Here is a 21,437-nt window from a genome sequence, read left to right on the forward strand (position 1 = left end):
GCTCCTTATGCGATATCTATTTCTGCAAACGTTTTCTGATATCGTTTGCAATAAGCATATCACCTACACTGGCCTTTGTCAACTATCTTTTTAAAATATTTATGATTCAAGGGCAAGCCATTCTTCCAGCAATGCATCGTGCTCCCGCTTCAGTTCTTCCAATTCCGCACAGCATTTCCCGACCAATTCGAAATCCGCCGGATTTTCGGAAATCAGCCTCCCGAGCTCCTCTTCGCGCGCCTCCGCCTCTGCGATTTGCTTTTCTACCCGTGAAACGCGCTCCCGCCGCCGCGCCTCTTCCGCGCGGCGCTGCTTTGGATTTTTCATTTCCGCTGCCGGGCGTTCCGCAGAAGTATTCCTGTGCACAGGCTTCCTTTCTTCCTCGAGTTCTTTTTTTTGCCGGTATTCGTCAAACGTGCCGGTAAATTCTTCCACCCTGCCGTCTGCGATCTCGTATATCTTCTCCGCGAGCGCATTGATAAAGTAGCGGTCATGCGATACAAAAAGCAATGTCCCCTCATATTCCTTCAGGGCCGCTTCAAGACTTTCCCGCGCGGGCAGATCGAGGTGGTTGGTCGGCTCGTCGAGCAGCAGAACATTATATCCCCCGCACATGAGCAGCGCAAGACCTACTTTGGCCCGTTCTCCGCCGGACAGGTCTCCGATATGCTTATAGACCTCTTCTCCGGTGATCAGGACCCGTCCAAGCATAGACCGGGCGCCATATTCCATAAGAGACGGAAAAGCATCCCAGACCTCCTGTACCACTGTTTTTTCCGGCGTCATATTTTTGTTTTCCTGATCATAATAGCCGACAAGCGTATTTTTCCCGAACACGATATGCTCCTCCGGCTGCCGCGCCGCGGCAACAAGCCGTTTGATGAGCGTAGATTTTCCCGTTCCGTTATCTCCGATGACCGCCGCCTTTTCACCACGCTTCATCTCGAGCCCCACATGGCGCGCCAATATCTTCCGCTCGCGTCCGACCGCAAGCTCAAGGTCCTGCACCTCCAGCACGTCGCTGGCCGAACGCTGTGAAAAATCAAATTGAAAAGATGGCACCGGCACCTTGGTTTTCGGCTTTTTGATACGCTCGATGCGGCTGAGCTGCTTTACCCGGCTCTGTGCGCTTTTTGCCGTGGACGCGCGCGTCAGATTGCGTGCAACATAGTCCTCCATGTGTGCAATCTGCCGTGACTGTTTTTCATATTCTTTAAGCTGCCACGAAACATATTCCGCCTTGAGCTGTTTGTACTGCGTATAGTTTCCGGTATATTCGGTAAGCTCTCCTTCATCGAGCTCCCATATTTTTTTTGCCAGCTTATCGAGAAAATACCGGTCATGAGACACGATAAGCACCGCTCCCTTATAGCCGTTTAAATATTCCTCCAGCCACATCAGCGTCTTGAAGTCCAGATGGTTCGTCGGCTCGTCGAGGATCAGAAGCTCCGGATCGAGCAAAAGCAGCCGCGCGATCGCAAGGCGCGTCTTTTCCCCGCCCGAAAGCGTCGCAATATTCGTTTCATAGTGCTTATCCGAAAAGCCCATACCGTTTAGTATTTTTTTGATCTCCACCTCGAACGAATAGCCGCCGCCTGCTTCGAACCGGTTCTGTGCACGTGTATATTCGGCCTGCAGCATTTTATCTTCCGGACGCTCGCCCATCTCCTGCTCGATGGCGCGCATACGCTCCCCTGCGGCGATCACCTCCCGGAATATGCTGCGCATTTCCCCTATGATCGTACTATCTGTATCGAGACCGCTGTTTTGCTCCAGATAACCGGTTATGAGTCCGGTCTTATGCGTCACAGTTCCTTTTTCCGGCAGGAGCCGGCGCACGAGCGTATTGAGAAGCGTCGTTTTTCCTGCCCCATTTGAACCAATAAGCCCGATCCGGTCCCCCGTGTTGATATTTGCCGTAATATTCTTTAGAATTTCCGTATCCCCATAGGCTACGGTCACGTCTGTAAGCGATGCAAGCATTGCGTTTTTCTCCTGTATATCGATTCCAGTATTATATCATACCACAAAAAGAAACAGGAGGATACTCTCCGCCTGTTTCTTACCTTGCTTATCTTTATGCTCTTACCGGAGCTCCCGTTCCCCGGCACTGCGCCGCTGGGCAAGCCGCGCTTCCCGGCGCTGCGCTGCGCGTTCATATTCTTGTTTTTCACTTTCTGTCTGTGGAACGAACGGCTGTACGGCCTGCGGCTTCCCGTCATAGCCGAGTGCTACAAAAACGAGATAGGCTGTATTGGTATGCTTTTTGGCTGTTTCTCCCATTTTCTCGCTGTATACGTCTACCCGCACTTCGAGTGAAGTACGTCCCGTCCATGTTACGGCGGCCCGAAGCGTTACGATTGCCCCCAACGGCACCGGATGCTTAAAATCCATGCTGTCGAGCGCCGCAGTCGTCACCATGCAGCGCGCATGCCGCATCGCCGCGACTGCCCCTACGATATCTACCCACTGCATCAGCGTTCCGCCATGCAGATTTCCTAACTGATTGATGTCTTCCGACATAACGATATGCGTCGTTTCCGCGCATGATCCCATAGTTTGATTCAGCATTTTCCCGCCTTTCGTCATAAACCAGCCGACAGTCACTTCATACTCAAAATGTGCGGGCCGGCTCCGGATTCCGCTCGTGTATCGCTTTAAAACGGTCCGCAACGAGATGGAACGTCTCTGTCAGGACCGGTGAAAAGGAACGGAACAGCCTGCTCTGGATGCGTTCTTTTGCTTGCTCGTGAGAATACCCTTTCGTGACAACGAGCCTGTCGTAATAATGCGCCAGCCCAACTGCCTGCGCACAAATCGGTATATCGTCTCCAACCAGCTTATCCGGAAACCCGGAGCCGTCCCATTTTTCATGATGATGGCGGCAGATATTATAGCAATACCGGATATAGTCCTTATTTTCCATATTCTTAAGCGGTTCGATGATCTGACAGCCTTTTACCGTATGCTGCTGCCAAATCAGACGTTCCTCGTCTGTAAGTTCTCCCGGTTCTTTATGCAGGATCGCCTCTGGTATCAGCAGCTCTCCGATGTCATGCAGTACCGATGCAATACAGATCGTTTCGATCGTCTGCGGAGTCAGGCCGTTTCCGTCGTCGCTGTGTTCATAAATAAATTTCAGGAGCTCGCGGGTATAAAGCCGCACCCGCTGGATATGTTCTTTCGATTCCTCGGTTTTTGTTTCGAGTACAGAGGTAAGAACCGCTACGATGATCTCATTCACATTGGAAAGCGTCTCCGCTTTTTGCTCCAACACATCTTCAAGCCCGTTTTGATAACGATAAAGCTCCACGGCATTTTTCACACGGCGCTTTACGATATCCGTCACATAGGGCTTGCGGACAAAATCCATCGCTCCCAGCCGCAGGCATTTTTCTTCGTCCTCTGCCGAATCAGCTGCCGTTACCATGATAACAGGCGTCCGCTTCAGCATCCCGTTGAAATTCATATATTCCAGAACCTCGTATCCGTTCATGCCGGGCATCATAACGTCCAAAAGCACAAGGGAAAATCCATCCCGTTCCTGTTCTAATATCTGCAGCGCTTCCCTTCCGCTTTCTGCGCACACGATCTCATATTCCGGTGAAAGCAGCTCCTCCAAAACGGCACGATTCAACTCCGCATCATCGACGATCAGCAATTTTTCTTTCATAGCACGCCTCTTTATTCAATTCTTTCGATCGCCTGTATTGCAATATCATAGCGGTCATACACAGCGTCTATATCAAAATCTGCTTCTCCGTTTCTGATTTTTTTGCATACCGCGTCACAGCATTCCGCCAGTTCATACATCCCGAGTGTTCCACTCGTTCCTTTCAGTGTATGCGCAGCCTCGTAAGTTCCCTGCATGTCGCCTTCCCGCAGGCAGTCTTTCAGCCGGATCATACTTGTGTCCTGCAGAAATTTTTTCAGGAATTTATGATACAGGGCCTCATTTCCGCTCATGCGCCTCAGCCCATCCGCATAATCGATCCCGGCACGGTTCAACTCTCCGATCTCCATTCTCTTTTCCTCCACTTATCATTCTTCTCTATTATCATACAGGAATTTTTTCAACGCCGCAAATATCGCTTCCGGTTCGATCGGCTTTGCCATGTGTGCGTTCATCCCACTTTTGAGCGCCTCCACCTCGTCCTCATAAAATGCATTGGCCGTCATTGCGATGATTACGACCGAACCGGCATCCTTCCGCTTCAGATTTCTGATAGTCTGTGCCGCCTCGTTCCCGTTCATGACCGGCATATGCACATCCATCAGTATCGCGTCATAATAACCTACAGGCGACCGTTCAAACATTTCTACAGCGATTTTTCCATTATATGCACATTCCACCTCAAAGCCCACATGCTCGCATAGCTCTTGCGCCACTTCCATATTCAGTTCGTTGTCTTCCGCGATCAAGAGCCGTTTCCCGGCAAAATCATAGTCCTCCATGCCGTCCTCTTCACTGACCATCACTTCCTCTCCGCTCATATCCTGCAGCACCCGATAGATATCTGCCCGCATGACCGGCTTCGTTAGGAATGCATCTACTCCGGCCGCAACCGCCTCTTTCTCTATCTTTTTATGGTCATACGCGGACATCAGCACAATGAACGTATCTTTTCCCGCGCTTTTGCGTATCCATTCCGCAGTATGGATGCCGTCTACATCCGGCATATACAGGTCTATGAGGCACAAATCGAATTTTCTCTTTGTCTTGCGAAGCGTTCTGACCGCCTCTAATCCGGACGCGACCGCTTCTGCCTCGACACCGAGCTGCCTGCACTGCAGCTTCAGATGTTCCCGCATCTCTTCATCATCTTCTATCACCAATACGCGCAGATTTTTTACTTTATCTGATATCTGCACAGAACTTCCTCCCGCGCCGGCAGCTTCGAGCCATAGGCAGAAAGAAAACACGCTCCCCATATCCGGTACACTCTCTACCATGATCTCTCCGCCCATCGACTCGACAAGCGCCTTGGAGAGCGCCATCCCGAGACCCGTTCCTCCATATTTACGGTAGGTGGAATTTTGCTCCTGCTCGAATGGCTCAAACAGGCGCTTTAAAAATTCTTCATGCATTCCGATCCCGGTATCCCGCACTTCAAATTTCAGCAGAACCTGATTCCCACGCCTCTCGATCTCCTCCACGGACATCCTTATCTTACCGTGCGGCGGCGTAAATTTGATCGCGTTGGACAGAAAATTGAGAAGCACCTGCTTGATGCGGGTGTCGTCGCCTTTCACCATATCGCAGCTCGTACTTTTCAGCAAAACATTGAAAGCCTGCCTGTTTTCTTCCGCTTTTGTCTGCATGATGTCCGTAAGCTCACTGAGCATGGCATTCAGGCTGAACGGCCGTGATTCTATCTGTATTTTCCCGCTCTCGATCCTCGACATGTCGAGAATGTCATTGATCAGGTCAAGCAGATGCATGGCAGACATATTGAGCTTGCGTAAATGCTCTTTCATTTTTCCGGAGTTATCTATATCATATTCCATTGCGCGAAGCGTTCCCGTCATTGCGTTCATGGGCGTTCTGATCTCATGGCTCATACGTGACAGAAATTCCCGTTTGGCAACATTGGCGTTTTCCGCTCTTTCCAGTGCTGTACGCAGCATATTTTGGGTGCGTTTCTGTTCGGTGAGATCGCTGGTCACAAAAACTGCTTTTGTGATCTTCCCATTTTCCACGATCGGATATCTGCGGCTGATGCATTCCCGTCTGCTCCCCGTCTTAGGATCGGTCATCAAAAACAACTCTTCCTGTATCTCCCCGCCTTCTGCATCCCAGAAATGGTCACGCAGGCGGCGGAACGTTTTTTCATCGAGATATTCCCTTGCGAGCGGGGGATCCCCCCTGTATTCCGACGGAGAAAAACCCAGAATACGCTCTGCATTGTCGCTGACATATTCCACGCTTTTCCGTGCTATATCATAAACGATAAATACGTCGTCTACATTTTCAGAAATAATGCGGAAAAGCGTATTGCTGCGGAAAATGTCCCCGTTGCGTTTCGTGATCGTGCGGACACTGACTACAGACAACAATACTGCGAGCGCAACAAGAGCAAGGCCCCAGATCAATGCCAGCTGATTGGTCTGCTCATTCAGGGCATACGACTGTGCGACATAGGCGTCTATCTTCTCCTGTGAATGGCCGATCAGCTCCTGTGCATGCATCTCCGCAGCCGAATAGAGCGGATAGGCGCTTCCATACAATATTTCACCCGCTTCCCGTATGTTTCCGGCCTTTATAAGTTCAATACATTCGTCATGAAGCCGTCTTAACCTTTCCACCTCGCTGATAAGCCGGGCGACCGTCTCCTCATCTCCCTCATACTGCGTCTGCAGAGTCTGCTCCAATCCGGGTATTTCTTCGCGCATTTTGTATAAAGCCTGCAGCTTTTCTTCCGCGTCTACTCCATACTCATCGTCAAGCAGTAAATTGAGCATCGTATTCCGTGCAAACAATATCTGCGCACGCATCTGCCATGCAGCATTATTGACCGCATAAGGCCTGCTGTAGATTTCGGCGGTATAAGTTGCAAGATTATCTGTATTGATAATGGTCATCCCTGCAAATGCAAACACACCGAGCGAAATAATAACGACAACCACGATAAGCAGGGCGTTGATATTTTTTAATCTCCAATTCTTTTTGTGGTCCATAAGCTACCCCGTTGCGTATATTCCATCAGAACCCTAAATAAAGCAGATATAGGCCAAGAATCAAAATTGCCGCGCCAAGCGCGAGCCGTACCCACTTTCCTGCTGCCGCGAACCGTCCCGAGCTTCCAAGCTGATTGGCTGCGCCGATTCCCGTTCCGACTGCAATAATGAGCAGGCTGTTGCCTATCGAATAGGTAATAAGCATCCATGCTCCGAACCCAAGACTGATCCCGCTTGAAACGACTGCCAAAATCGCTGCAAGCGCCGGAGTCGCGCACGGCGACGCGAACGCACCTCCGAGAAGCCCAAGCAAAAACGCACCAAGCCCGCCCTTTTTCGTAGTGGTCTGCCGCACGCCGCATGCAGGAAACAGCTTTATCACATCCCACATCACAAGCGCCATAAAGACCATCAAAGCTCCTAATATGAGATACCACCAGCTTCCCATAGCGGTGAGCTGCTGCCCTAATATTCCAAGCACGATGCCAATGCCTGTAAATGTTGCAGTCATCCCGAGGCAAAACAAAAGTGAATACAGGAACGCAGACCGCTTTCCGCTCTTCCCGGCACTCACATAACCGATCACGAGCGGAAATGTGGAAAGCGAACATGGTGTGAGCGACGTCAGCACGCCTGCGGCAAACGCTGCAAGCGGACCGATCCACAAATTCTGAGAAATCAATTCTCCTAACTGAGCAAGCAAGTCTGTCATTCATCATCCCCCCGAAAGCAATCCTGCCGTTCCAGCGTCGATCATAGATGCAAGCGTTTCCTTTTCCGCGGCTCCCGGATAGTAGGCGATAGGCTCTCCATCTGCGCTAAGCAGTAAATAAAACGGAACGCTGGCAACACCAAATTCTTTTGCCAGCTTCTTCTGCCGGTCTATATCGACTGTTTCAAACGATACTTTTCCCCGATATTCTTCCCGCAGCTCCTCGATCACCGATTCCATTTCCCGGCAATAAGAGCACCAGTCGGCCGTAAAATCGACGAAAACGGGCAAACCGTCCTGCGTCCATTCCTGCATAGCCTGAGCAGGCTCTATATCTGCCTTTTTCTCCTCCTGCATCGTTTTCGCCAGAAAAACGCATAAAACAAGCAGGAGAACTGCTGTTACGATCGTTACTTTTCCTGCTGTTCCCGAAAAAAAGTGTTTCATTTTTCTCCCCTTGCATATTGAAAAAATAATTTTTCAGATATATAGATACCCACAGCGCATGGGTATTAACCAATTTTTCACCGCAAGCAAAAAGGCGGAGTGCAGCCACTCCGCCTTTTCCGGACAGATAGCTGCACTTTTCGCGCGTAGCGCGTTCCGCTCGGCGGAAGTTCCCTCCGGACCCCGTCTTTCGGCAAGGATCCAGTAGGCCGGCGCGGCAGCAAAATGCGCCTATGACAATTATACTATAAATATCCTACCTTGACTATTCTTCATCAACGATCGATATCTCGTCACGCGCGCTTTGAATATTCATAAACCGTTTCCGATAGCTGACCTCGCGTGCAGTTCCACCGCATAGTCTGTCTTGCTGCCGCTTCATCTCCCGTACCTTTTCTTCCACAAATTTGAAAAAGCCTTTTATGCCCTCCTGCGTGGGTTCCGCAAGATAAGCAAGCCGCAGGACGTCATTATGGATCAGCAGCCCCGCTTCCGTTTTTTTTGCATAAAACAGCAAAGCGGTTCCCCTGTATTTCAACAGCCTGCGCGCCGCATTCAGCGGGCCGTTTTTTTCGATGTCTCCCGCGCAGCCGCATTTTACACATATCATACGGCCGCCCGGGAACCTGTTCCGCTGTGTATTGGTTCCGCAGCGCGGACAAGTAGTAAAGATACCCCGCGGACTTACGAATACCGGTTTTTTTAATCCTTTAAGCTCCGCCTTATAATTCACCATCGCCATCAGCTGATTGAAAGTTCCCGCTGTAAGCCTTGCCCTCTCCGCGCCGTATGTAAGCTTATCGCCGATATTTCCCATGCGGTAAGAGACGATATGGCTTTTATATTCCTGCGCGACGCGTACCAGCTCGTTTGCCGCGGCATGCATCCCATTTTTAGTCGTTATTTTCTCCCCGTATGGAAGCCCGCCTTCTGCGACAGGTATTCCTTTCCGGTCCACGACCGCATACCGCACCGCCTCTTTCAGGCTGCGCACAATGCCCATATAGGTTTCGCTTCTTTCCTTTTGCCTGCATTCACATGCTATATTGACGGAAAGATAGTATGCGCCGTTTTTCCGAAGCAACCGTGCAGTCTTAAAGATACCGGGATTTTGAAGCCCCTCCTTAAGAACGGCCTCCTGCTCTTTTCCAAACGAAAGCGGCGCCACGATATACCGTTCCCGGCGGTTATCTTCTTCAAGAAGAGCTCTATCCGCCGTCACATACCTCAGCCGGCAGCTTCCCCGCGCAATGCCTCCGCGGCGTTCCGGCGCTTTTACATTGAGAAGGTATAGCTTAGCGTAAAACCGGTCGTGCTCTTCATCATAAAGCAGGCAATAATCCCTGTTTTTTGCATACCGGCCAAAAAATAACGGTTTACTGATGCCATAGCCGTTATACAGCCTGTTGACCCGGGCCTTAAGTCCATCCCGCCCAATCATTCCATCGTCAAATTCCCGAATTGTCTCCCAAAAGCGGCGTTCAAACAGTTCCTCATCCAGTACCTGCGGATAACGCGCCTTTCTCTGTGTCCGCCGCAGAGAAAGCCATGCGACCATCATCATGGCATAATCCATTTTCAGCGCATCCTTAAACGGCTGTACGCCGAATACATTCAGCTTATCCATCAGTTCCTTTTTCAAAAGGCCCATGATACGCCGCGTGAGATGCGCCCTGCCGCCCTGCATTTCTTTCAGGACCGTCTCCATATTATCCTGCGTATGCTCAAACAGGTAGGAAAGCGCCCGGTTATACCGCATGATTGCCTGATCGAGCAGTAAACGCTTGGCCGCCGTTGGCCTATGCAGTTTTAAAACAAGCGTCCTGATGACCATTCAGCAGTATTCTACCTCTACCTCTTTTCCCATTTGCCGGAGGATCTTCGCAATATCTTTCACCATACGCAGCTTGAGGCTGAGGTCAATGGGAAGATCGGGGTTTTGGTGCGCCGGGTTCGCCGCACGCCCAACCGTAAAATGCGCGCTCGTACAATCCTCCAGTAAGAGCCGTGCGAGCCGCGAGGCCCCGTCCTGCTTGAAGATGTCGAACAGTTCCTCCATCTCGCTTTCCTCCGACATATAGATCTTCATGATCTCGTACGCCTTCGCAAGCGTCACGACACCTTCCGTAACAAGATCTATCCCCTCTATTATTCCGGTCGGCGGCACGCCTGTATCCTTATAGTCGATCTTGACCCTAAGATCTCTGCCCGATACGCGGCTGACGATTTGTGAGGTCGTTCCTCCGCATACTACCTTAATGCCGTCCGCTTTCAGAAACCGTTCGACTAACTCTTTGTCGCGCGAAGGATCTACCGGCGGGCCGACCATGATGAAAGCGGGCTGCGCATGCCGTATCCTCGTTGTAACGAAGGTCGTATCATCCCCCGGGCGGCCGTCGTAAAGCGAATTACAGGCCGAGAGCATCAGCTTTGTCATCGCACGGGCAGGCATATCCTTTCGATAGGCGCGGCACGCATACTCCACAATATTATCGCGCTGCCATCCGAAATTAAGGGTCTGCCCCACCCCCGCATGGATCGCCCCATCGGAAAAAGCAAGGCACATATCACCCTCCTGCATTGTGAAACGGCTTTCGAGGACCTGCTTATCTCCGATCGTGATCTCCTTTTTCTCCACGGGCACTTCTTTTCCCGCGCGCAGAATGATAGCCTGCGGATTATCAAATTCCACCATGTGCGCTTTCCCGTCCGTATTGACGCGCAAAATCGTAAACGTACAGTAAGCCAAACCGCGCTCCGCACATACGGGGAGCGTAGACGCTACCGTCTCTACCGTTTCATAGATGTCCGCGCCTTCGGAAAGCATCGTCGCAGCGATCTTGCTGGTGAGCGTAGAAAGGATATTCGCTTTCACGCCGCTTCCAAGCCCGTCGGCCAGAACGATCGTCGTAACATCGCCCTTGCGGACGATCTCCACCTTATCTCCGCACAGCTCTTCTCCGTGTTTAAACAGGCTTTCGCTGTTCGTCTCAATAAATACGCTCATCTTCACTCTCCTGAATGTATTTCTTGAGGCTGGTGAGAGCCAGCTTCGTTTCTGCCGTCGTCTCGCCGAGGAGGCTTGCTATCTCCTGCGCTACGCGCATTTGCTTATTGATTACCTCCTGCGTTACTTCCATTGTTTCCGCGCGCATCTCTCCGATCTTTTTCTGCTGCCGTTCGTCTTCTGTAATATCCTTTATGAGCAGCAGGTACATAGAATTTTCTCTGATAAAGATCGTCGATTGCTTGACCGTGATACCGAGGTCTTTATAGAACACCTTACGGTCGAAAATATTTTCCCCCGTCTTTTTCACTTCGTCGACATCATCGCAGTCGATGATCATGGAAACGGGCCTGCCCACATAGTTCCTTTCATTCAAGCGGAACAGCTCCGCCGCAGCCTTGTTGTATTCCATCAGGTTGAAATCGCTGTCGAGTATCACGATCGCATTCGGCGTGTTGTCAAGCACTACGTTTGAAATACTCTCCGCTTTTTCGCGCATGAACGGCAGGCACATTTTGATGTCCGCCTTTCCCTGCAGGACGGCGATCGCTTTATCGCGGCAGGTCGGATAACCGCAGCCGCCGCAATTGAGTATTTTATCCTCGCTCGTTTTTCCCATACGCACGAATATCTGCCTGATCTCTTCGTCACTCGGAACACGGCGGTGAAGCGAACGGTCCGTATATTCCCGGCTGATGTCCAAACTGATATCCTCCGTTACCGGCACGCTGCATGCGGTACGGTTCTTTGCATATTGCAGCGTACGGTCTTTTACATGCAGGAATGGGATCGCGATCTCTTTAGAGCCCGGCCCTCCAAGACAGCTTCCCGGACATGCGTTCATCTCCAAAAAGAAATTTTCAAGCTCTCCCGACCGCAGGGAATCCAAAACCTCCGCACAACGGTCGATCCCATCGACCGCCACACATTTGTAGTTCTGACGTATCGGCTTATCGATCGTTTGGATGATGCCTCCGGGAACCGGATATAAGCGGTTCACCGTCGCTTTCATTTCCCGCACATCCGGGTCTTCCGCCTCGAGGTCGATCCCCTCGCTTTCCAGCCACTGCATCAGCTCGTCAAACAAAAGCACCGCATCGATCGCACCGTCCGATTCCCGCGCTTCGTGTATTTTCGAAATGCACGGCCCAACGAACACCGTTTTGATACGCGGCCCGTAAACCTCTTTCATCATTTTTCCATGCGCCGTCATAGGAGCGTCCACCGGCGCAAGATAGGGGATCAGCTCCGGATAGTATTTTTCCACCAGCAGAACGAGCGTCGGACAGCAGGTCGTGATGATGTTCTTCATTTCATGCTTTTCCATCAGCTCCATAAAGCTTTTCGAAACCTTTGCCGCGCCGATCGAGGTCTCTTCCACCCCCGTAAATCCAAGCTTTTTGAGTGCAGAAGAAATTTTCGGAAACGTCACATTTTTATAACAAGCCGAAAAAGACGGCGCCACCGAAACATATACTTTATCTCCGTTACTGATGAATCCTTTTACTTTATCGATACTGCTCTCTACATATTTCGCGTTCTGCGGGCAGACCAAAAAGCAATGCCCGCATAAAATGCATTCCTTTTCCGTGATCTCCGCCTGCTCATTTTTAAAAGCGATCGATTTGACCTGACAGCTTCTGATACATTTGTAGCAGTTCTTGCAGTTGGCTTCCTTAAACTGAATGATCGACATAACATCCGCTCCTTACGCCGTTAAAATTGACAGCAATACAAGATGTGCGCCTCCGGCGCACATCTTTCCCCCATTTTTCGTTTCATTCATATCCGTTCCAATACTTGCTTCTGGAAAAAATCTCCTACGTTATCCGTATTTACGGAAAAAATCTCGTCTCCGATCTGTACGGAGACCGCATCGGTGCAATGCCCGAGACAAAACACGCCCGTAAGCTCTACTTTGTCTCCGAGCTTATGCTCCTCGATCATCTCCTGCAGCTCGCTCACCACATTATACGAGCCTTTTAAATGGCACGCGCTCCCGATACAAATGTTGATCGTCATCATTTTGCAACTTCCTCCCTTTTATTGTAATCCACATGCAGCAGCTCGTGTGTCTTATTCTTTAAGATACCTCCGTACAGCGCCATCATGACCGGATTCTCTTCCGAACGCTTGACCTGCGACAGCTTGTCCGCATCGTAAAGGCCTTTCGCACGTTCTTTTTTCCCTTCCATGCGGGTAAACGGCTGCCCCGCACCTGCAATGCACCCGCCCGGGCAGGCCATGACTTCTACAAAATCGTATTCTGCCTCCCCGATCTCGATCTGTTCGATCAGCTTCTCTGCATTGGCAAGACCGTTTACTACAGCGATCTTCACACGGCCCTCGCCGTATGGAATGCTGGCCTCCTTGATGCCCTCCATACCGCGCACGCCGGTATATGCTATATTATGCAACATATTATTGCTTTTGTCATCTACTACTCTGCGAATGACTGCTTCCGCAACGCCGCCCGTCACGCCAAAGATCACGCCCGCGCCCGACGTGATGCCGAACGGCATATCCGCCGCTTCCGGCTCGACGTCTTCGAATACGATGCCTGCCTGTTTTAGAATGCTCGCAAATTCCTGCGTAGTGATAACGCCGTCCGTATCACGCGAGCCATCCTCATAAATAAATTCCGGCCGTACCTGTTCATCTTTTTTCGCCGTACACGGCATGATCGCGAACACGACCGTCTCCTTCCCGTCCACCTCCTGCACCTGCTTGAAGTGCTCCTTGATGACCGCCGAGAAGATCTGCATCGGCGATTTGCAGGTGGAGATCTGCTCTACAAGCTCCGGATGCTCGTGTTCCGCATATTTTACCCATGCCGGACAGCAGGATGTAAAGAGCGGCAGCTTTTTCCCCGCCTTATACTTTTTCACAAACTCTTTGGATTCCTCCATGACCGTAAGGTCTGCGCCCATCGTCGTATCGTATACCTCGTCCACTCCCATTTTCCGGAGCGCGCCCACGATCTTGCCTGCAACGTTCGTGCCCGGCTCGAGGCCGAATTCGTCTCCGAGCGCCACGCGGACGGCGGGCGCGAATTGTACTACAACACGCTTCGAGTCGTCATAGATCGCATCCCAGAATTTCTGCGTGCAGTTGCGGATCACGATCGCGCCTGTCGGGCAGACCGACGCGCACTGGCCGCAGTTGACGCAGTTCGTTTCGGCAAGCGGCTTTCCCCACGCGGTGGAGACCGTCATGTCCGAGCCGCGGTATGCAAAATCGATCGCGCCTACATTCTGGATCTCTGAGCACATACGTACACAGTCACCGCACAGAATGCATTTGGAGGAATCTCGGATAATGGAAAGCGCGGAATCGTCTACCACCGCTTCTTTTTTTGTATTTTCAAAACGCACACTGTCGATGCCGAACCGGAGCGCCAGCTCCTGCAGGCGGCATTTCCCGTTTTTGGGGCATGTCGTACAGTCACGGCAATGGCTTGCCAGAAGCAGTTCCAAAATCATTTTCCGGTAACGGAACAGCTGCGGCGTATTGGTCTTGATCTTCATTTTATCGCGCGGCGGCGTAGAGCATGAGGCGATGATCCCGCCCCATTCGTCTTCCACTACGCACATGCGGCACGCGCCGTAAATAGAGAGCTCTGAATAGTAGCAGAAAGTCGGCAGATCGATCCCCGCCTTGCGGATCACCGCGAGTATATTCTGCTCCTTATCAAAATTAACGATCTGTCCATCTATGATCATGTGTTTTTTGTCAGTCATACCACTTATTTCCTTTCTGTATGCAGCGCTTCGTCCATCTCGTCAAAACTGCTCGGTGACCGCGCCGAAGCTGCACGCGGTCTCGCATGCGCCGCACTTGATGCACTTATCCGCGTCGATCACAAACGGCTTCTTGATTTCTCCGCTGATCGCGTTTACCGGGCACTGGCGCGCGCATTTGCTGCAGCCCTTGCATTTTTCTTCTATGATCACATAGCGCTTCATGGCCTGACAGTTCTTCGCGGGGCATTTTTTGTCCACAACGTGCGCGAGATATTCGTCCCGAAAATATTTCATCGTGCTGATGACCGGAGACGGAGCTGTTTTCCCGAGCCCGCACAATGCGGTCTTGGATATCATATCCGCGAGCTCTTCGAGCATATCGAGGTCTTCCCGTTCTCCTTTGCCTGCAACGATCCGTTCCAGTATCTCGAGCATGCGCAGCGTGCCCTCGCGGCAGGGAACACACTTCCCGCACGATTCATTCTGGGTAAAATTCATGAAGAACCGCGCCACTTCCACCATACAATTATCCTCGTCCATTACCACGAGGCCGCCCGAACCGATCATCGCGCCTTTTTTCTTGAGGGAATCGAAATCCATCGGCATATCGAGGTGTTCCTCCGTCATGCAGCCGCCGGACGGCCCGCCGATCTGCACCGCCTTGAACTTTTTACCGTTTTTGATACCGCCGCCGATATCAAAAATGACCTCGCGCAGCGTCGTGCCCATCGGCACCTCTATAAGGCCTGTATTATTGACGTTTCCCGTCAGCGCAAACGCTTTCGTGCCCGGGCTGTTTTCCGTTCCCATGCTGCGGAACCAATCCGAGCCGTTTAGGATGATCATCGGAATATTGGCATACGTCTCCACATTCGACAGCACCGTAGGCTTTCCGAACAAGCCCTGCTCTACCGTGCGCGGCGGCTTTACCCGCGGCATGCCGCGGTTGCCCTCGATGGAAGCGGTGAGCGCGCTACCTTCGCCGCATACGAACGCGCCCGCGCCCTGATTGATCCGCAGCGTGAAGTCGAATCCGCTGTCTAAAATATTATCTCCCAAAAGCCCTTGCTTTTCCGCAGCAGCGATTGCTGTTTGCAGGCGTTTTACTGCCAGCGGATATTCCGCACGGACATAAATATATCCCTCGTGCGCGCCCGTCGCGATCCCGGCGATCATCATGCCCTCGATCATCTTATGCGGATCGCCTTCCATGATGCTCCTATCCATGAACGCGCCCGGGTCTCCCTCATCGCCGTTGCACACGACAAATTTCCGCACCTCTTTTTGCTTTGCCACCTGCTGCAGCTTTCTGCCCGTGGGGAAGCCGCCGCCTCCTCGTCCGCGCAGGCCGGAATCCATCACCTCCTGCACGATATCGTCTGTTTTCATATCGAAGAGCGCTTTTGCAACAGCCTGATAGCCGCCGCGCGCGATGTATTCCTCGATCGCTTCCGCATCCGTATGGCCGCAATTGGAAAGCACGATACGCGTCTGTTTCTTATAGAATGGTATTTCTTCCTCTGCCGCGTATGCTTTCCCGTCCTGATGGAACAGGAGACGTTCCACCGGCTCATCTCCTTTGAGGCTCTTCTCGAGTATCTCCTCACAATCCTCCGGCTTTACCTTCACATACAGCCAGCCAAACGGCTCGATGCGGAGGAGCGGCCCCATTTCACAAAAACCGTGGCATCCGCTTTTCTTAAAAGCGATCTCCTCGTGCGGCTCTTTCTTGAGCTCGACCGAAACGGGCATTCCCGCCTCTTCGGTAAGCTGTTTCAGCCGTTCAAATATCTCGAGCGAACCGCCCGCCACGCAGCCGGTTCCCGCACAGACCAATACTTTTTTGTACTGGGCTTCCATTGACTTTTTATATTGATTTTTAAACTTATTCAGTTCCCTTACGTTATGTATCATATCCGTTCCTTCCGTCGTTTGCGTCGTTATTCTTCGCCCTTATTTCAGGGTATCGATCAGCTCGCAGGCCGAATCCGGCGTCATAGCGGGGTAGACCTTATCGTTTACCGTAAGAACCGGCGCCAGCCCGCACGCGCCAAGGCATGAGACCGTCTCTACCGTATAGAGCATATCGTCCGTCGTTTTTTTCTGTTCGGAAAGCCCGAGTTTTTTGCGCAGCGCTTCCAAGATCGGGATCGACCGCCTCACATGGCAGGCCGTTCCGTCGCAAATTTTGATGACATATTTTCCTTTCGGCTCGAGAGAAAAATTCTCATAAAACGTTGCGATCGAATAAATTTTCGCCTCTCCCACATGCAGCTTTTTCGCAACATAGCAAAGCGCTTCCTCGGGAAGATAGCGATATTCCTTTTGTATCGCCTGTAAGATAGGAATGATTTCCGACTTTTTTGTGTGCTCGGACAGGATCGTATCCAGAACCTGCCGCATTTCCGCGTTCTCCAAATCTAAGACCTCCTAAAATTCCCTGCGCTTCCGCGCAAACATTGTTAATTATTTAACATGCCTTTTTATTGTATCTTTTTTTTACGGAAATAGCAATCCAAATTCTTGTTTTTTAAAGAATATTTTGCAAATTTTTTACGCTTGCTCCTCCTATTGCAAAAGTGCTGTAACAAAGGCATTTTTTGCTTTCCATCCCTGTTATTTTTTCGGCGGGCTTATTGTCCTTACAAACTAACAAATAAATCTGCTTTCCGTACAATGGCGCTGCCGGTTTCCTTTCAGTCTTTTCCCGACAGCCCGCAGGCGTCAAGATCCCTATTACAATGCGATATAGGGGGCGCTATACTTTCTTTAACGGTTGGCCATTTATCTGTGGCCGTTTATCTGTTACGCTCTGCGCCCGAAGCACTTGCAGGACTCTGGATCAGTATCTTTGGGGGAACACCAAATGAAAAAAACAATCGTTCTGGTTTTGGTACTTCTATCTTTCTCACTTTTTCTTGTCTCCTGCTCCATTCGCAATCCGGGAACGGTCGAAGCGGTAGCTGAATCACAAATCCCCCCGGAGGATCTGCGTTCCGCATCCACAGCTTTTCCGGTCGGAAGCTCGGACATATTCGCATTTCGCTACGAGTGGGAAAATCCCACGCCGGAGGCGGCCGTATGGCTTGAGGTATATCAAAACGGTGAAAAGTCCGAGCCTCTTAGGACCTATTTGGATGAGATGAATGGAAAATCCGGCATGATCTATCTATTAGCCCACGATACGCAGGCTCCTCATTGGGCGATCGGCCTGACGAACGATGCAGGTACCAACGGGGGCTCCGCCTTCAGCTATAATGACCCCGGTGAATTTTCCGGCTCCTTTTCTGAGCTCTCCGTTTCTCAGCTTCCCGCCGGAATAAACGAGCTTTCCGCGGCGGAAGAAACGGTTCTTGCCGTTCTCCTGTACGATGGCGACGGTGCTGCCCTCCTATCCCCGGAGGAACTCGCTGAAGATACCGGCAAACTGCAGAATGCGGGCCTTGCAGTCGTTCTGAAATGTCTCTTTTCGCAAGGACGGATAAGCTCTTGATCCCCCCAAATGTTTGATTTTTCTGATCTAAAATAAAAATCCCGGTATGCTTCCTCCGGGATTTTATATTTTCTGTTGCTTTTTGCTCTTATCCCATAGAATGCTGTTTTTTCTTATTCGAGAAAAAGGCCGCGAGCGCAAATACCGCCGCAAGCAGTATCTGGAGCACCAATTGCCAATAGGAGCTGACGCAATAGAGAGTCAATAAATTCATAAGCGTACACCATGAAAAAGCAAGCAAAAGCGCGGCCGGAAGCGGCAGTAGCTTTCTGCCCGCCGCGTTGCCCAAACAGAGACCGCCGGCAAGGAATATGAGGCATATTTCATAATCGATCCCTCCGTCCATAATGACTCCTGTGGTTCTCGCGCAGAAATAAATCCCGCCCAAGGCCGCAAAGGCAGCCGCATAGACTGAAACGCAAATTCTCAGCCCATGCCGCTCCCTTCCTTTCAGCGGGATCAGCACGAGCAGAAAAAGCGCCGCAAGCGGTATCCCAATCAGCAGAGGCAGAAAAAGCGCCTCCGCATACGCCGCGAGTTCCGGCACAGGAAGTCTCCGGGGAAACAGGCTGTTTATCATTCGCACAGCAATGCACACGGCAAGCGTACCCCATACTGCCGGAAACCGCAGACGTACGATGAGCAGCCCATTTACTGCTCCTATCGCCGCGCCCAGTACAACGGCAAGCACGCCCCCTGCTGCAAACGGCAGGCCGGCAGATACAGCCTGCGCCGCAGCTGTTCCGCTCAACAGCAGAACAGAGCCCAACGACAAATCCGGTCCTCCCGCACGGACAGCGATCGCCATCCCTGCCGCGAGCGCCGCAAACGGCACAAAGGACCTAACGGTATTTAACATATTTGCGCCTGAAAAGAAATCCGGTTGAAATAGCCCCCAAAAAAGAAAGACGATCAATGGAAGAAACGCGGGAGCGATTCCCTTTAACAGATTAACGGTTCGTTTCTCCGGCACCATATTTTCCCTCGCATAAAAAAGGCGCGGCTTACTGCCGCGCCGTTCTTTTTTGATCAGCCGATCGGTTTTGCATTCGCAAGCAGATACCGCTCCGCTTCTGCAGACCACAGGCCGTTTGATTTCTCCACGATCTTTGCGAGTTCTGCAAACATCGGGTCTGTTTTCCCGAGCTCTGCAAAATCATCGATCGCTGTAAGCGGCATATCGATCTGCGTATAGATCAGTTTTTTGCCGCCCGGGATATCGTGCAGCTTGAGCGTTACTTCCGGTACGCAGTTCAGACCGCCGACATGCGTGATCATGACCGACGGCTCCAGTTTGCCCTCTCCCATCATTTTCAGCACTTCGCGCATATCATCTGTATTTCCGCCGGAATTGCTGCATACATGCGTCGCCGCGTAATGCACGTCATAGAAGTTGAATTCCGCCTTGAATTCCGTATTAGTCGGGCCTGCGAAGAAATTCAGGCAGCCGTCCATGCCGAGAATATTGTCTCCCATTTCAACAACAGGCTTAACGGGCGCCATCACATAAACGTCATCATAGCCCGTGCCGCCTGAAAGCTCCATTACGTAAGCCTCGTCCTTTTCCGCTGTGTTGACATAATGAAGCTCGACGCCCTGTTTTTTCGCTTCTTCCACCGGAAAGAGCACTTCTGCACGAGCCAGCCGGACAGGATCGATATCCGTTACCACAAGGAGTGACGGCCGCCTGTCTGAATGCAGCGCATAATCGATGGTTCCCAGCCCCATCGGGCCTACGCCTGCGAGAAGCGCCATTTTTCCTCCCTCCTTGATGCCCATTTCATGAACATAGGAGCCGAATTTTGTATGATAATTCACATGCGCGCCGCCTGCGATACAGCTCATTGGCTCCGCAAGCGAGCCATGATAAAACGCCTCTCCCTCATATTTCAGGAAACAGTTCGTCTCAAAAGCCTCGGAAGGGATGACAATGTAGGTCGCATCACCGCCATAATATTGATAAGAATAACCGGGAGCTTCGAGTGAACCTTTATAGAACATAGCCGGCTGTACCGTGAACTTATCGCCCGGCTTTGCCAGATGCGCTACGTTCTTTCCGCACTTCACGACCTCTCCGCAGAATTCGTGACCGATGATGACCGGATTTTCCGCAACGTTGTTCGGAACGCGCTTATGGTCGCCGCCCTGAAGCGCCGCCTTATAGCTCGACATGCACAGACTGTCAGACACTACTTTGGCAAGCATTTCATCGTCCGTGATCTCCGGCAGTTCAAATTCTTCCAGCCTCAAATCCGATTTTCCATACAATCTAACCGCTTTTGTTTTCATTGTTTTCCTCCAAGCCCTGCTTTTTAGTAGAATGGTTTCAACGCCGCACTGCGGCGGTTTATACGATTTGCACGTTCCTGCGCTGCGCTTCGCGCACGACTTCCTCATCAAGGCCGTCGTCCGATACGAGCACATCGATATCCTCCATATAGGCGAATGTGAACGGCATGATCTTATCGATCTTTTTGCTGTCCATCAAAACGATCGTTTTGCGCGCGCGGCTGACAACTTCTTTTTTGATCTCACATTCCGTATAAGTTCCGCTCGTAAAGCCGTTCTCCACGGAAAAACCGCTCGCCGCTATAAAAGCGATATCGATATTGACTTCACGGATAAAGTTACAGGAATTGATCCCGGATACGGAAATCGTGTTGCGGTTCACCTGCCCGCCGATCAGCGTAACGCTTGGTTTCTGCTTTTTGATCAGCTCCATCGCTATATTTACGCCGGACGTCATGATGGACAGGTATTCGTCTTCCATTTCCCGCGTGAACAGCATGAGAGTCGTACCCGCGTCTACATAAATAGACCTCCCGCGTTCGATAAACTGGAGCGCTTTTTTAGCGATGACATACTTTTCCGCCACATTCTCAAGCGCCCGTTCGGAATAAATATCCTCTGCTGCGATGGAAAGCCTGCTCATGGCAACCGCACCGCCCCGCGTGCGTTTTACATATCCGTTATCTTCCAGATACTTCAGGTCTCTCCGCAGCGTCATACTGGAACAGTCCGGAAAATGCTGCTCCAATTCTTTCAGTTTTACTTCGCCGCGCTCCCGCAGCAGCTCTTTGATTTCTTCCCGTCTTTCCGTATTCATAACAGTATCTCCGCATTGTTTTTTATATTGTAACATAAAAATGTTCATTTCTCAACAAATTTGTGAAAATTTTTGACATTTTTGTCTGATTTTTAGAATACTCCCCCCTACCTACCAAAAATTTTTCTTTTTTTGTTTTATTTGAACACCCCTCCGAAAAATTCCAAAAATGCGATTATTACGCTTTTTTAAATTGAACGCACGTTCACAGCGTTTCAAAATATCAAAACCCCGCATTAAAAAGGGATTTT

At 51.1% G+C, this 21,437-nt stretch carries 18 protein-coding genes; 1 reads left to right on the forward strand and 17 read right to left on the reverse strand.

Features of this window, described 5'->3' with window-relative positions; genetic code table 11:
• Positions 1–99: 99 nt before the first annotated feature.
• The 14 genes from PUP29_RS04190 to PUP29_RS04255 form a co-directional block, all read right to left on the reverse strand.
• Positions 100–1,983, reverse strand: coding sequence for an ABC-F family ATP-binding cassette domain-containing protein (locus tag PUP29_RS04190; protein WP_079547034.1), 1,884 nt, complete (start codon positions 1,981–1,983; stop codon positions 100–102).
• Between the two features lie 102 nt (positions 1,984–2,085).
• Positions 2,086–2,571 carry an acyl-CoA thioesterase gene (locus PUP29_RS04195; protein WP_353423883.1) on the reverse strand — a complete coding sequence of 162 codons (486 nt, stop codon included), beginning with the start codon at positions 2,569–2,571 and terminating at the stop codon, positions 2,086–2,088.
• Positions 2,572–2,614: 43 nt separating this feature from the next.
• On the reverse strand, positions 2,615–3,673 hold the full coding sequence (locus PUP29_RS04200; protein WP_353423884.1) for a response regulator: 1,059 nt from the start codon (positions 3,671–3,673) through the stop codon (positions 2,615–2,617).
• A gap of 11 nt (positions 3,674–3,684) precedes the next feature.
• Complete coding sequence (locus tag PUP29_RS04205; protein ID WP_079547031.1) at positions 3,685–4,023, reverse strand: Hpt domain-containing protein; 339 nt, start codon at positions 4,021–4,023, stop codon at positions 3,685–3,687.
• 18 nt (positions 4,024–4,041) lie between these two features.
• Positions 4,042–6,678 (reverse strand): response regulator, encoded by a 2,637-nt coding sequence (locus PUP29_RS04210; RefSeq protein ID WP_353423885.1) that lies wholly within the window; start codon positions 6,676–6,678, stop codon positions 4,042–4,044.
• Positions 6,679–6,703: 25 nt separating this feature from the next.
• Complete coding sequence (locus PUP29_RS04215; protein ID WP_079547029.1) at positions 6,704–7,390, reverse strand: cytochrome c biogenesis CcdA family protein; 687 nt, start codon at positions 7,388–7,390, stop codon at positions 6,704–6,706.
• A gap of 3 nt (positions 7,391–7,393) precedes the next feature.
• Positions 7,394–7,837, reverse strand: coding sequence for a thioredoxin family protein (locus tag PUP29_RS04220; protein WP_353423886.1), 444 nt, complete (start codon positions 7,835–7,837; stop codon positions 7,394–7,396).
• 265 nt (positions 7,838–8,102) lie between these two features.
• Positions 8,103–9,671 (reverse strand): zinc ribbon domain-containing protein, encoded by a 1,569-nt coding sequence (locus PUP29_RS04225; protein WP_353423887.1) that lies wholly within the window; start codon positions 9,669–9,671, stop codon positions 8,103–8,105.
• Positions 9,672–10,844: a SpoIIE family protein phosphatase gene (locus PUP29_RS04230; RefSeq protein WP_079547026.1), complete on the reverse strand. Its 1,173-nt coding sequence runs from the start codon at positions 10,842–10,844 to the stop codon at positions 9,672–9,674.
• A complete protein-coding gene (locus PUP29_RS04235) occupies positions 10,828–12,540 on the reverse strand; it encodes a [Fe-Fe] hydrogenase large subunit C-terminal domain-containing protein (protein WP_079547025.1) in 1,713 nt (570 codons plus the stop codon). The genes PUP29_RS04230 and PUP29_RS04235 overlap by 17 nt, the downstream gene beginning before the upstream one ends.
• 86 nt (positions 12,541–12,626) lie before the next feature.
• Positions 12,627–12,869 (reverse strand): (2Fe-2S) ferredoxin domain-containing protein, encoded by a 243-nt coding sequence (locus PUP29_RS04240; protein WP_353423888.1) that lies wholly within the window; start codon positions 12,867–12,869, stop codon positions 12,627–12,629.
• Positions 12,866–14,584, reverse strand: coding sequence for a [FeFe] hydrogenase, group A (locus PUP29_RS04245; protein WP_079547023.1), 1,719 nt, complete (start codon positions 14,582–14,584; stop codon positions 12,866–12,868). Before PUP29_RS04245 ends, PUP29_RS04240 begins: the two co-directional genes overlap by 4 nt.
• Before the next feature lie 42 nt (positions 14,585–14,626).
• The gene (nuoF, locus tag PUP29_RS04250; protein WP_079547022.1) at positions 14,627–16,501 is read right to left on the reverse strand and encodes an NADH-quinone oxidoreductase subunit NuoF; all 1,875 of its coding nucleotides are present in this window, start codon (positions 16,499–16,501) and stop codon (positions 14,627–14,629) included.
• A gap of 39 nt (positions 16,502–16,540) precedes the next feature.
• Positions 16,541–16,990, reverse strand: coding sequence for a complex I 24 kDa subunit family protein (locus tag PUP29_RS04255; RefSeq protein ID WP_079547854.1), 450 nt, complete (start codon positions 16,988–16,990; stop codon positions 16,541–16,543).
• A 463-nt stretch (positions 16,991–17,453) separates the two neighbouring features.
• On the opposite strand from PUP29_RS04255, the gene PUP29_RS04260 reads away from it, so the two are divergent.
• A complete protein-coding gene (locus tag PUP29_RS04260) occupies positions 17,454–18,080 on the forward strand; it encodes a hypothetical protein (RefSeq protein WP_353423889.1) in 627 nt (208 codons plus the stop codon).
• A gap of 88 nt (positions 18,081–18,168) precedes the next feature.
• Here PUP29_RS04260 and PUP29_RS04265 read toward each other — a convergent pair whose 3' ends face one another.
• The 3 genes from PUP29_RS04265 to PUP29_RS04275 all read right to left on the reverse strand — a co-directional run bounded on the left by PUP29_RS04265 (position 18,169) and on the right by PUP29_RS04275 (position 21,186).
• On the reverse strand, positions 18,169–18,939 hold the full coding sequence (locus tag PUP29_RS04265; RefSeq protein WP_353423890.1) for an ABC transporter permease subunit: 771 nt from the start codon (positions 18,937–18,939) through the stop codon (positions 18,169–18,171).
• A gap of 170 nt (positions 18,940–19,109) precedes the next feature.
• Positions 19,110–20,369, reverse strand: a complete 1,260-nt coding sequence (locus PUP29_RS04270; RefSeq protein ID WP_079547019.1) for a zinc-binding dehydrogenase — start codon at positions 20,367–20,369, stop codon at positions 19,110–19,112.
• Between the two features lie 58 nt (positions 20,370–20,427).
• Positions 20,428–21,186 carry a DeoR/GlpR family DNA-binding transcription regulator gene (locus PUP29_RS04275; RefSeq protein ID WP_353423891.1) on the reverse strand — a complete coding sequence of 253 codons (759 nt, stop codon included), beginning with the start codon at positions 21,184–21,186 and terminating at the stop codon, positions 20,428–20,430.
• Positions 21,187–21,437 lie beyond the last annotated feature (251 nt).

The organism is Christensenella massiliensis, assembly GCF_040409835.1.
Taxonomy (GTDB): Bacteria; Bacillota; Clostridia; order Christensenellales; family Christensenellaceae; genus Christensenella; species Christensenella massiliensis.

What these genes read in the sequence shown, in the direction of transcription:
- PUP29_RS04190 (WP_079547034.1), bottom strand. Translation starts at nt 1,983, where the DNA reads ATGCTTGCATCGCTTACAGACGTGACCGTAGCCTATGGGGATACGGAA.
- PUP29_RS04195 (WP_353423883.1), bottom strand. Translation starts at nt 2,571, where the DNA reads ATGCTGAATCAAACTATGGGATCATGCGCGGAAACGACGCATATCGTT.
- PUP29_RS04200 (WP_353423884.1), bottom strand. Translation starts at nt 3,673, where the DNA reads ATGAAAGAAAAATTGCTGATCGTCGATGATGCGGAGTTGAATCGTGCC.
- PUP29_RS04205 (WP_079547031.1), bottom strand. Translation starts at nt 4,023, where the DNA reads ATGGAGATCGGAGAGTTGAACCGTGCCGGGATCGATTATGCGGATGGG.
- PUP29_RS04210 (WP_353423885.1), bottom strand. Translation starts at nt 6,678, where the DNA reads ATGGACCACAAAAAGAATTGGAGATTAAAAAATATCAACGCCCTGCTT.
- PUP29_RS04215 (WP_079547029.1), bottom strand. Translation starts at nt 7,390, where the DNA reads ATGACAGACTTGCTTGCTCAGTTAGGAGAATTGATTTCTCAGAATTTG.
- PUP29_RS04220 (WP_353423886.1), bottom strand. Translation starts at nt 7,837, where the DNA reads ATGAAACACTTTTTTTCGGGAACAGCAGGAAAAGTAACGATCGTAACA.
- PUP29_RS04225 (WP_353423887.1), bottom strand. Translation starts at nt 9,671, where the DNA reads ATGGTCATCAGGACGCTTGTTTTAAAACTGCATAGGCCAACGGCGGCC.
- PUP29_RS04230 (WP_079547026.1), bottom strand. Translation starts at nt 10,844, where the DNA reads ATGAGCGTATTTATTGAGACGAACAGCGAAAGCCTGTTTAAACACGGA.
- PUP29_RS04235 (WP_079547025.1), bottom strand. Translation starts at nt 12,540, where the DNA reads ATGTCGATCATTCAGTTTAAGGAAGCCAACTGCAAGAACTGCTACAAA.
- PUP29_RS04240 (WP_353423888.1), bottom strand. Translation starts at nt 12,869, where the DNA reads ATGATGACGATCAACATTTGTATCGGGAGCGCGTGCCATTTAAAAGGC.
- PUP29_RS04245 (WP_079547023.1), bottom strand. Translation starts at nt 14,584, where the DNA reads ATGACTGACAAAAAACACATGATCATAGATGGACAGATCGTTAATTTT.
- nuoF (WP_079547022.1), bottom strand. Translation starts at nt 16,501, where the DNA reads ATGATACATAACGTAAGGGAACTGAATAAGTTTAAAAATCAATATAAA.
- PUP29_RS04255 (WP_079547854.1), bottom strand. Translation starts at nt 16,990, where the DNA reads ATGCGGCAGGTTCTGGATACGATCCTGTCCGAGCACACAAAAAAGTCG.
- PUP29_RS04260 (WP_353423889.1), top strand. Translation starts at nt 17,454, where the DNA reads ATGAAAAAAACAATCGTTCTGGTTTTGGTACTTCTATCTTTCTCACTT.
- PUP29_RS04265 (WP_353423890.1), bottom strand. Translation starts at nt 18,939, where the DNA reads ATGTTAAATACCGTTAGGTCCTTTGTGCCGTTTGCGGCGCTCGCGGCA.
- PUP29_RS04270 (WP_079547019.1), bottom strand. Translation starts at nt 20,369, where the DNA reads ATGAAAACAAAAGCGGTTAGATTGTATGGAAAATCGGATTTGAGGCTG.
- PUP29_RS04275 (WP_353423891.1), bottom strand. Translation starts at nt 21,186, where the DNA reads ATGAATACGGAAAGACGGGAAGAAATCAAAGAGCTGCTGCGGGAGCGC.